12 protein-coding genes and 2 pseudogenes are annotated in these 8,311 nt (G+C 70.6%); 5 read left to right on the top strand and 9 right to left on the bottom strand.

Translation table 11 applies throughout. The annotated features are described in order from the left end of the window. Nucleotides 1-2 precede the first annotated feature (2 nt). Nucleotides 3-971: a 2,3-diaminopropionate biosynthesis protein SbnA gene (gene sbnA / locus V2J85_RS07635; RefSeq protein ID WP_261958395.1), complete on the bottom strand. Its 969-nt coding sequence runs from the start codon at nt 969-971 to the stop codon at nt 3-5. A 442-nt stretch (nt 972-1,413) separates the two neighbouring features. Between sbnA and V2J85_RS07640 the strand changes: the two genes are divergently transcribed. Then, nucleotides 1,414-1,812 (top strand): hypothetical protein, encoded by a 399-nt coding sequence (locus tag V2J85_RS07640; protein WP_261957640.1) that lies wholly within the window; start codon nt 1,414-1,416, stop codon nt 1,810-1,812. 26 nt (nt 1,813-1,838) lie between these two features. Here the strand turns inward: V2J85_RS07640 and V2J85_RS41240 are convergent, their stop codons facing one another. The 3 genes and pseudogenes from V2J85_RS41240 to V2J85_RS07660 all read right to left on the bottom strand — a co-directional run bounded on the left by V2J85_RS41240 (nt 1,839) and on the right by V2J85_RS07660 (nt 4,154). Next, complete coding sequence (locus tag V2J85_RS41240; RefSeq protein ID WP_419836763.1) at nt 1,839-2,282, bottom strand: hypothetical protein; 444 nt, start codon at nt 2,280-2,282, stop codon at nt 1,839-1,841. 74 nt (nt 2,283-2,356) lie between these two features. After that, nucleotides 2,357-2,798: pseudogene (locus tag V2J85_RS07655) on the bottom strand (MerR family transcriptional regulator); the annotation flags it as partial. 198 nt (nt 2,799-2,996) lie between these two features. Continuing rightward, nucleotides 2,997-4,154 carry an FAD-dependent monooxygenase gene (locus V2J85_RS07660; RefSeq protein WP_330821019.1) on the bottom strand — a complete coding sequence of 386 codons (1,158 nt, stop codon included), beginning with the start codon at nt 4,152-4,154 and terminating at the stop codon, nt 2,997-2,999. A gap of 92 nt (nt 4,155-4,246) precedes the next feature. Between V2J85_RS07660 and V2J85_RS07665 the strand changes: the two genes are divergently transcribed. Beyond that, nucleotides 4,247-4,804 carry a TetR/AcrR family transcriptional regulator gene (locus tag V2J85_RS07665; protein WP_261957638.1) on the top strand — a complete coding sequence of 186 codons (558 nt, stop codon included), beginning with the start codon at nt 4,247-4,249 and terminating at the stop codon, nt 4,802-4,804. Nucleotides 4,805-4,862: 58 nt separating this feature from the next. Here the strand turns inward: V2J85_RS07665 and V2J85_RS07670 are convergent, their stop codons facing one another. Beyond that, a complete protein-coding gene (locus V2J85_RS07670) occupies nt 4,863-4,997 on the bottom strand; it encodes a hypothetical protein (protein ID WP_261957637.1) in 135 nt (44 codons plus the stop codon). Between the two features lie 161 nt (nt 4,998-5,158). On the opposite strand from V2J85_RS07670, the gene V2J85_RS07675 reads away from it, so the two are divergent. Next, on the top strand, nt 5,159-5,311 hold the full coding sequence (locus V2J85_RS07675; protein ID WP_199816279.1) for a hypothetical protein: 153 nt from the start codon (nt 5,159-5,161) through the stop codon (nt 5,309-5,311). Nucleotides 5,312-5,316: 5 nt separating this feature from the next. Here the strand turns inward: V2J85_RS07675 and V2J85_RS07680 are convergent, their stop codons facing one another. Then, nucleotides 5,317-5,691, bottom strand: coding sequence for a MerR family transcriptional regulator (locus tag V2J85_RS07680; RefSeq protein ID WP_261957636.1), 375 nt, complete (start codon nt 5,689-5,691; stop codon nt 5,317-5,319). 98 nt (nt 5,692-5,789) lie between these two features. On the opposite strand from V2J85_RS07680, the gene V2J85_RS07685 reads away from it, so the two are divergent. Together V2J85_RS07685 and V2J85_RS07690 are read left to right on the top strand one after the other, a co-directional pair. Then, complete coding sequence (locus tag V2J85_RS07685) at nt 5,790-6,593, top strand: amidohydrolase family protein (protein WP_330821020.1); 804 nt, start codon at nt 5,790-5,792, stop codon at nt 6,591-6,593. Nucleotides 6,594-6,696: 103 nt separating this feature from the next. Beyond that, nucleotides 6,697-7,086, top strand: a complete 390-nt coding sequence (locus V2J85_RS07690; RefSeq protein ID WP_261957634.1) for a VOC family protein — start codon at nt 6,697-6,699, stop codon at nt 7,084-7,086. 59 nt (nt 7,087-7,145) lie between these two features. On the opposite strand, the pseudogene V2J85_RS07695 reads toward V2J85_RS07690, so the two are convergent. From V2J85_RS07695 to V2J85_RS07705, 3 genes and pseudogenes are all read right to left on the bottom strand, one after another. Beyond that, nucleotides 7,146-7,376: pseudogene (locus V2J85_RS07695) on the bottom strand (pyridoxamine 5'-phosphate oxidase family protein); the annotation flags it as partial. A 29-nt stretch (nt 7,377-7,405) separates the two neighbouring features. Then, nucleotides 7,406-7,930 (bottom strand): GNAT family N-acetyltransferase, encoded by a 525-nt coding sequence (locus V2J85_RS07700; RefSeq protein ID WP_261957633.1) that lies wholly within the window; start codon nt 7,928-7,930, stop codon nt 7,406-7,408. 145 nt (nt 7,931-8,075) lie between these two features. Then, nucleotides 8,076-8,279, bottom strand: coding sequence for an MbtH family protein (locus tag V2J85_RS07705; RefSeq protein ID WP_261957632.1), 204 nt, complete (start codon nt 8,277-8,279; stop codon nt 8,076-8,078). Nucleotides 8,280-8,311: the final 32 nt, after the last annotated feature.

Consider the following 8,311-nt stretch of genomic DNA (forward strand, 5'->3'; position numbering starts at 1 on the left):
CCTCAGGCGCCGGCCTGAGAAACTTCCGAAATTTCCGAGCAGATGAGTTCGGGCCAACGGTCGGCCACCCAGGAGTCGTTGTAGATGGTCTCCAGGTAGCGTTCACCGAAGTCCGGTGAAAGGGCGACCACGACGCTTCCCTCGGGGATTTCCTTGGCCTTGGCCCGTACCGCGGACAGCACCGTCCCGCTGGATCCACCGAGCAGCAGCCCACGTTCTTCGGCAAGCATTCTGCACATTTCCACGGCATCCGCTTCGGGCACCATGACGACTTCGTCAATACGGCGCTCGTCGAGGATTTCGGGACGCCGGCTGGTGCCGAGCCCCGGGATGTGGCGCCGGCCGGGCGAGCCGCCGAAGGACACCGACCCGACGGCGTCGACGGCGATGATCCGGGTGGCCGGGCTGTGCTGCCGGAAGTACTCCGCGCATCCCATCAGGGTCCCGGTCGTGCCGGCCCCGATGAAGGCGTAGTCGACGTGGCCGATCTCGTCGAGGACGGAGCGCCCGGTGCGGTCGCGGTGCACCTGGGGGCCGGCCGGATTCGCGTACTGGTTCAGCCAGTACGTGTCGGGCTCGCATGCCAGGCGGTCGCGGATGTAGTTGATACGGGACTGCAGATAGCCGCCGTTGCCGTCGCGGATGTCGATGACGACGACCTCTGCGCCGAGCGCCTGCATCAGCCGCACGGACTGCGCGTTGGCATTGGGATCCGTCACACAGGTCAGGCGGTACCCCTTGGCCGCACAGACCATGGCGAGGGCCACGCCGAGATTCCCCGATGTCGATTCGATGAGGCGGGTACGCGGAAATTCACGCCCCGAGTCCTCGGCCTGGGCCACCAGGGCGATGGCCGTCTTGAGCTTGACCGAGCCTGCCGGATTCAGGCCCTCAAGTTTGAGGAAGACTGAACTTCCAGGTACGAGATGATCGGCCCGGATGAACAAGTCATCCAAGACCAGATCATAAATTTCTTCTGCTATCACGGAAATCCAACACTGTTGAGTGCGGGCACGCAGACGTGCGGCCCGGTCCGAAATTGCGAGAACCCATGGGCGTACTCACTGCGCCCGGTCAATACGCAGACATGCAGAAGATGGTTTCCCCCCGTTTGTCGCCTACTTGTCCCCCGAGTCCGCGACGCTCAAATGGTGCCACACGCCAGCACGGTTCGTACAGGACATTTTTTCGACTAGGGACGTTTCACCCGGTTCCGGATCGTCCGGAATTTGACATTCCAAATCTGCTTCAGAACTCAACATTTTGAATGGAGTGGCAATATGCAGATCCGAGGCGCGTCGCACGCGTCCGGCTACGCCCTCCGCCACACATCATGCACAGCGGAAGTGGATTTCCAGTCTCCATTTGCCGGTCGCATGCCGGCCGGCACGCGGATGCGGCTACCATCTGCCGATGCCCCGCAGGGAAAAGACAGCACGCCGCCTCGTCGTGGAGGGCGAAACCTTTCTGTGGTCGTTGCACCACACACACGACGCGGTGGGCAACGGTCAGTACCACGGCTGCTGCGAAATCCTTGTCATCCGCCCGTTCAAGGCGCGCGGCCGGCTGCGCATCGTGTTCCGGAGCGGCCCCGGCAGGCTCGTCCCGGACGGCTACCTCATGTTCTCCGGTGCGGTCGGCACCGCCGACGGCCCCCTGCTGAACCTGCACGAGCCGGGGACGGTACGCGCCTTCCTCGACGAGGCCCTGGCCAAGGGCTGGCAGCCCGACGATCCCCTGACCGAGGAGATGGACGGCTGGCGCCTCTTCGACACGGTGTCCGGCCGCCGCGGCGAGCAGCGACCGGAATAGCCCGGCCGCCCGAGGCGGTGCGGCACTCAGGACAGGCCGCGCCTCGCGCGCTCGATGTCGAGGAGTTCCTCGGTGAGTTCCTCCGGGGCCACCGTCAACTCGGGCTCGTGGAGGGCGTCGTAGTCCTGCACGCCGAGGCGCAGACCGAGGTCCGCGAGCCGGGCGGACAGACGGGAGAAGGCGAGCTGTTCGTCGGGCTCGTCCTGGTAGCGGATGTGCTCGGCGAGGCAGGCTTCGGCCAGGGTGCCGCCCACCATGCCCCGGTACGAGAACTCGGTGTCGAGCTCGATCACGGGCCAAGGGCGGCCCGCGGGCTCGTCGGGATGCAACCAGTAGCCGATCCAGCCCTTGCCGCCCGCTGCGACGATCTTGACGTACTCGGCCATCTCCGCGGCGGCGGCGTTGACCGCCTGCCCGGGCGGCGCGGCCGGAAGGACGCGGTCGAAGGCGAAGTGGGCCTTCTCCGCCACGCGGCACGACGCCTGGTTGTCGAGTTGCTGGAGGAGTTCGAGGCGCTGCAGCCCGTGGCCGCCGAAGGTGAGGACACCGGTGCCAGGGCGTCCGGGGCCGGCCAGCCGTTGATCGCCGCGAGCAGCTGGAAGTAGCGGTCCCTGCGGGGGTCGTTCATGGATTCCAGGCGGCGCAGCAGCTGCCGGTGGACTGCGGGGGCGTCTTCGGGGGCGTCAGGGCCGCCCAGCACGGCCGCGTAGTGGGCCGTGAGGGCCGCGACGGCCGGATCGGCCGGGGGCGGCGGCCGGGTCGATGCCCGCGGCGAGAGCCGGACCGACGTGCGCGCGGACGGCCGCGGCCAGGTCGGGGCGCGGGCCCACGGCGGCACCGGGCTGTTCGGCGGCGTACTCCTCGACCATCCGGCGCACCGCGGCCCGGAAGTCCCTGTCCAGGGACAGTTCGGCGAGTTCCACCCAGGCCCGGACCTGCTCGGCGTCGGGGTCGTCGGGCAGCTCGGGGGGCATCGAGCGCACGATCGCCGTGAATTCCGGGCGTTCGGGGTCAACGTCAGGACCGCAGAGGGGAGCCGTCGGAGTCATTGGAGCGGAGGGTGTCGCCGTGCATGTCCTTACCTTTGCGTCTCCCCTTACTGGAGGCTCAAGTCCACCAGGTGTCACGGCCTGACGCGCGTCCGGTACGTACCCCGTCAGTCCCCCGACCTCCCCACGTCCCCGTCAGGGCAGTCGCGGCGGTGTCCAGTCGGCATGGCGCAGGATGGTGCGGACGGTGGCGCGGGGCGGGGCGAGTCGGAGGGCCGTGTTGCGCAGGGCGAGGGCCACGGGGTGGGTCAGTTGCTGTCCCATCCGGCCGGCCTGGCGGGCGGCGCGGGCGACGGACTGGCTACGGGGGCGGCGTTCCGCGTCGTAGCGGGTCAGCGCCGCCTCGACGCCGGGCTCGGTGGCCAGGGCGGCGGCGAGTGTGGCCGCGTCCTCCAGTGCCTGGCAGGCGCCCTGGCCCAGGTTCGGGGTCATGGCGTGCGCCGCGTCGCCGAGCAGGGCGATCCGGCCCACGGCGTAGGCGGGCAGCGGGATGGCCAGTTCGTTGATGTCGTGGTGCAGGACGGCCTCGGGACGGGTGGCGTCCAGCAGTGCCGGGATGGGGTCGTGCCAGTCGGCGAACCGGCGGCGCATCTCGGCGAGCGGGTCGGGAAAGCGCACGCCGGCGGGCGAGTTGAGGACGGCGTGCCATTCGGCGCGGCCGTCCGTGAAGGCGATGTGGCCGAACTCGGCGCCCGGGCCCCAGGTCAGTTCGAAGTCGGTGCGCAGCGCGACCGGGTGCTCGGTGATGGCGCGCAGTACGGTCGAGCCGCTGTAGGCGGGGCCGGGGTGACCGGGGAAGAGCCGGCCGCGCAGCCGGCTGTTGATGCCGTCGGCGGCCACGACCAGATCCGCGTCGAGAACGGTCTCCCCCACGGGTATCCGCACCCGGGCCGGGTCGGTGCGGTCGACGGAGGTCACCTCGGCGCCGATGAGGAGTGACTCGGCCGGCAAGGCCTCGCGGAGCACCCGGTGGAGCGCCGCGCGCGGGATGCCCACGATCGGGGTGCCCAGTTCGCGCTCCAGCGCGACGCCGTCCATACGGGCCAGCCGGCGTCCGTCCGGCGTGCGGGTGCCGCCGACGTACTGCGGCCGGGCGGCTGCCCGTACCGCTGCGCCGACGCCGAGGGCGTCCAGGGCGCGGATGCCGTTGGCGTGCAGGGAGATGCCCGCGCCGGCGTCGTCGAGGACCGGGGCGCGTTCGACGACGGTCACCTCCCAGCCGATCCGGCGCAGGCCGAGCGCCGCGGCCAGCCCGCCGATGCCTCCCCCGACCACCACCGCACTGCTGCCCACAACGGTCCCCTCTCTTCCCCCGCAGGCCCCTTATGGCCTTCTACAGATGTAGAAGATCGTAGCCCCTTCCTCTACAGGTGTAGAAAGGAGGGGTGACCACAGATCGACGTACGGTCCTCGCCGACGCCGCCATCGACGTACTCGCCGATGACGGGATGCGGGGACTGACCCACCGGGCCGTGGACCGCGCGGCGGACCTGCCGCCGGGCACCACCTCCGCGTACTTCCGCACCCGGCAGGCGCTGCTCACCGCGCTGGTCCGGCGGCTCGTCGCACGCGACCAGGCGGAACTGCAAAGGGCGGGGGAAGAGCTGCCTGCGCCGCGCGACGCCGACGAACTGGCCGCTCAGATCAGTGCGTTCGTCGAGCAGCGGCTCACCGGAGAAGGGCGGCAGCGGTCCCTCGCGCGCTATGCGTGCGCCCTGGAGAGCGCGCGCCATCCGGAGCTGCGGGAGATCCTGGTACCGCGGGAGAACGCCGGCCGGGACACCGTGCGCGACTTCCTGGCCGCGCAGGGTGTGGCCGATGCCGAGGGCCGCACGCTCACCCTGCTGGCCTGCGTGGACGGGCTGGTCTTCGACCGGCTGCTGGGCGGCGGGGGCGTGCTGGAGGAGGAGATCCGGGGGCTGATCGGGACCGCGTTGCGGTAGCCCCGCGGAGGGCGGCGGTCGCGGGGAGGCATGCTGCGCGGCCGCCCCGCACGGCCGCTCAGGGCCCCACGGGCTCCCAGCCGAAGAAGATCGATCCGAAGAGGCTGAGCACCCACAGCACGGCGAGCGCGGCGACCACCCCGAGCGCGGCGATTCCGATCACAACTGCCTTTGCCCCTGCGCTATTTGCCATGGCCCGATTTTCCTCCTCCCCTCGTCCGCGTGTGCGGCGGGGTGCCGGTCGCGAGGGTCGCCGGCCAGCACGGGCCGCGGGTCACCGGAAGCGTTACGCTCGTGATGCAGGCAGGCGTTCCGACCGCAGTGGCGGCCACGAGCCAGTACGCGGAGGCGGCCATGAGCCAGTACGACGAATACACGACTCCGTCGCAGGCCGAGGGCGAACGGCTGGAGGAGGACATGGATCCGGGCCAGCCGCAGCACCCCGAGACGATGCGGACCCAGCCTTCCCAGGCGGAGGGCGAGCGCCGGGCGGAAGACGACGAGTGAGGAGTTCACGGGCCGAGCGGGGCGGCCCCGCGCCGCCCCTCCGCGCCCGCGATCGTCTCCCGTAGCACCTCGCGGGCCGCCGCGAGCTCGGCGGACCGCCGGTCGAGGGCACGCAGCTGGTCCCGGAGCGCGTCGAGCACGCCGGGGCAGGGCTGTACCGCGGCCGTGTCGGTGGTGCAGGGCAGCACCTGGCGGATGACCCGGGTGGGCAGCCCGGCCGCGAGGAGGGCCCGGATGCGCCGTACGGCGGCGGCGTCGGAGTCCGTGTAGGCCCGATAGCCGTTGGCCAGCCGCTCGGGCCGCAGCAGCCCCGCCCGCTCGTAGTAGCGCAGCAGCCGCTCGCTGGTCCCGGTCCGCTCGGCCAGCTCCCCGATCAGCACGGCCTCCCCCTCTCGCTTGACCTTCCCACGGTGTCAGGGATCAACACTGGTCCCGCCGCCCGCATTCCGCCGGTGGCCGGCACCTCAGGAAGGCCCACATGATCATCGATGCCCACAGCCACGTCCACGACCCGCTGGACCTCCACCTGGCCGCGCTGGACGACGCGGGCGTGGACCGCACGGTCCTCTTCCCCACGCGTCCGCACCCGGAGCGGGCGACGGACCTGGCCTCCCTGCGCCACGAGATGGGCGTGCTGGAACGCGCGCTGAGCGGTGGTTCCGACGGCCGTACGGGCCCGGCCGGTGACGACGGGTACGCCGCTGCGTGGCGGGAGCTGGACGAGGCGCTGGCCGCCCACCCCACCCGATTCCTGGGCTTCGGCTCCGTGCCCCTGGGCCTGGACGAGGCCGGGACGGCGGCGTGGGTGGCGCGGGAAGTGGCCGGTCGCGGACTGCACGGCATCGGGGAGCTCACCCCGCCCCCGGACGGGGCGGCCCTGGTCGAGCCGGTGCTCCGGGCCGCCCACGACCACGGCGGGCTCCCCGTGGTCGTCCACGGCTACGCCCCCACGACGTCGGCGGACGTGCGCACCCTGGCGGAACTTGCGGCCCGCTACCCGAAGGTGCCGTTGGTGATCAGCCAACTGGCCGGGGCGCACTGGATGGCAGCGATCGAACTTGCCCGGGCCACGCCCAACCTCTACCTGGAACTGTCCACCGCGAACATCGTCTTCGCCGTCCGCCTGGCCATCCAGGAACTCCCCACCCGCACCCTCTTCGGCTCCGACGCCCCGTACGGCGACCCCGTCCTGTCCCGCGCCACCGTGGAGCGGGTCACGCCGCTCGGCGAGGTCCGGGAGCGGGTGCTGGGCGGGAACCTGGCGGAGCTGCTGGGCCTGTGACGCACTGCGCGGACAGGTCGGCTACGCTCTGCGGCGACATCGCGTGTCGGTCACCGGCTGGGTGAGGCATGGAGGTGTCGGGAGATGCCTTCGGAGGCATTCCTTGTCAGTCGAGTTGAACCACACGATCATCCACGCCCGGGACAACCGGGAGTCCGCCACCTTCTTCGCGGACCTGCTGGGCCTTGACATCACCGCGGAGTGGGGCCCGTTCATCGCCGTCGGTCTGAGCAATGGCGTCACGCTGGATTTCGCCACGATCCCCGCGGACGACATCACCCCGCAGCACTACGCCTTCCTGGTCTCCGAGGAGGAGTTCGGCCAGGCGTACGCGCAGATCGAGCAGCGCGGCATCGAGCACTGGGCCGATCCGCACCAGCAGCACCCCGGCTCGATCAACCACAACGACGGTGGCCGGGGCGTGTATTTCCTGGACCCGGCGGGTCATGCGATGGAGCTCATCACCGTGCCGTACGGCGGCTGGCCGGCATAAGCACCTGCGCCGAAGGCCGCACCCCGGCAGGGGGTGCGGCCCCGGCGGGCAGGCTGAGGAGGATCGTGCCTGAGCAGTTCCTCGAAGCGCGGGTCGTCGCGGAAGACCGGCTCGCCGTGACCGTGCACGCGCACGATGTTCGGCGGGCCCTGGAACGCGCACCACATCAGGGTGATACGGCCGTTCTCCCGCAGGTGGGCGATGGTTTCGGCGTTGCTGCCGGCGAAGTCGAGGTAGGCCACCCGCCGTTCGTCGAGCACCGCGAACGAGCCTGTCAGGCCGGAGGGAGTCGCGGCGGTCAACGGCTCCGGTGGTCGCTTCAGGAGAAGCCCGGGGTGTCGTTCACCGTGGACACCACCAGCATCTTCGTGACCGTCCCGGTGTCCGAGACCACGTCGCGCACATGGCGGAAGCCGAGTCGTTCGCAGAGAGCGAGGCTGGCGGTGTTCTCGGCGCCGACCATGCCGTAGACCTCTTTGACGCCGAGGGTGTCCGCGGCGTAGGCCAACAGGCCCTCGACGAGCTCCCTGCCGAAGCCCTGGCCCCAGTGTTTTCTGACCAGGGCGGCGATGGCCTCGTGGCCGTCGACGTTGCCGGTCTTCTTGATCTCGGCGTGGCCGATGTAGTCGCCGTCGGACCACACGCCCCACACGTCGAAGAGGTTCTTGCCGTAGACGTCGGTGAGGATCGAGCGGTAGATGGTGCGGATCTCCGGTTCGGAGCATCTCTCCTGGCCCATCCAGCGACAGACCACTTCGTCGCTGAGGAGCTCGACGAAGACGTCCTCGTCCTCGGGGCGGTAGGGGAGGAAGACCAGTCGTGCGGTACGCAGGGTCGGGGTCATGGCAGACGTCCTTGTCTCGATGGGAGGGCCGCGGGCGAAGGACCACATAGGGATGTCCGAGGGTGCGGGGTGTGTGGGGGGACGTGTCGCTCGGTCGGCGTGGGGGGCGGCGGTTGCCGCCCCCCACGGTGCCGGTGACGGCCGGTCAGGCGTCGGCGTTCTCCATGCGCTCCCGCAGGCTGCGGGGGCGCATGTCGGTCCAGACCTCGTCGACGTAGGCGGAGCACTCGTCCTGGGTGCCCTCCTTGCCGACGGCGTGCCAGCCGGCGGGGATCTCCAGGTCGGCGAGCCAGAGCGAGTACTGGTCCTCGTCGTTGCGCAGGACCTGGTAGCGGGCGTTCTCGTCCATGTCGATTCTCCTTGGATTGAGCCGGATTGAGC

It is taken from the genome of Streptomyces bugieae, from assembly GCF_036352915.1.
Lineage (GTDB): Bacteria > Actinomycetota > Actinomycetes > Streptomycetales > Streptomycetaceae > Streptomyces > Streptomyces endophytica.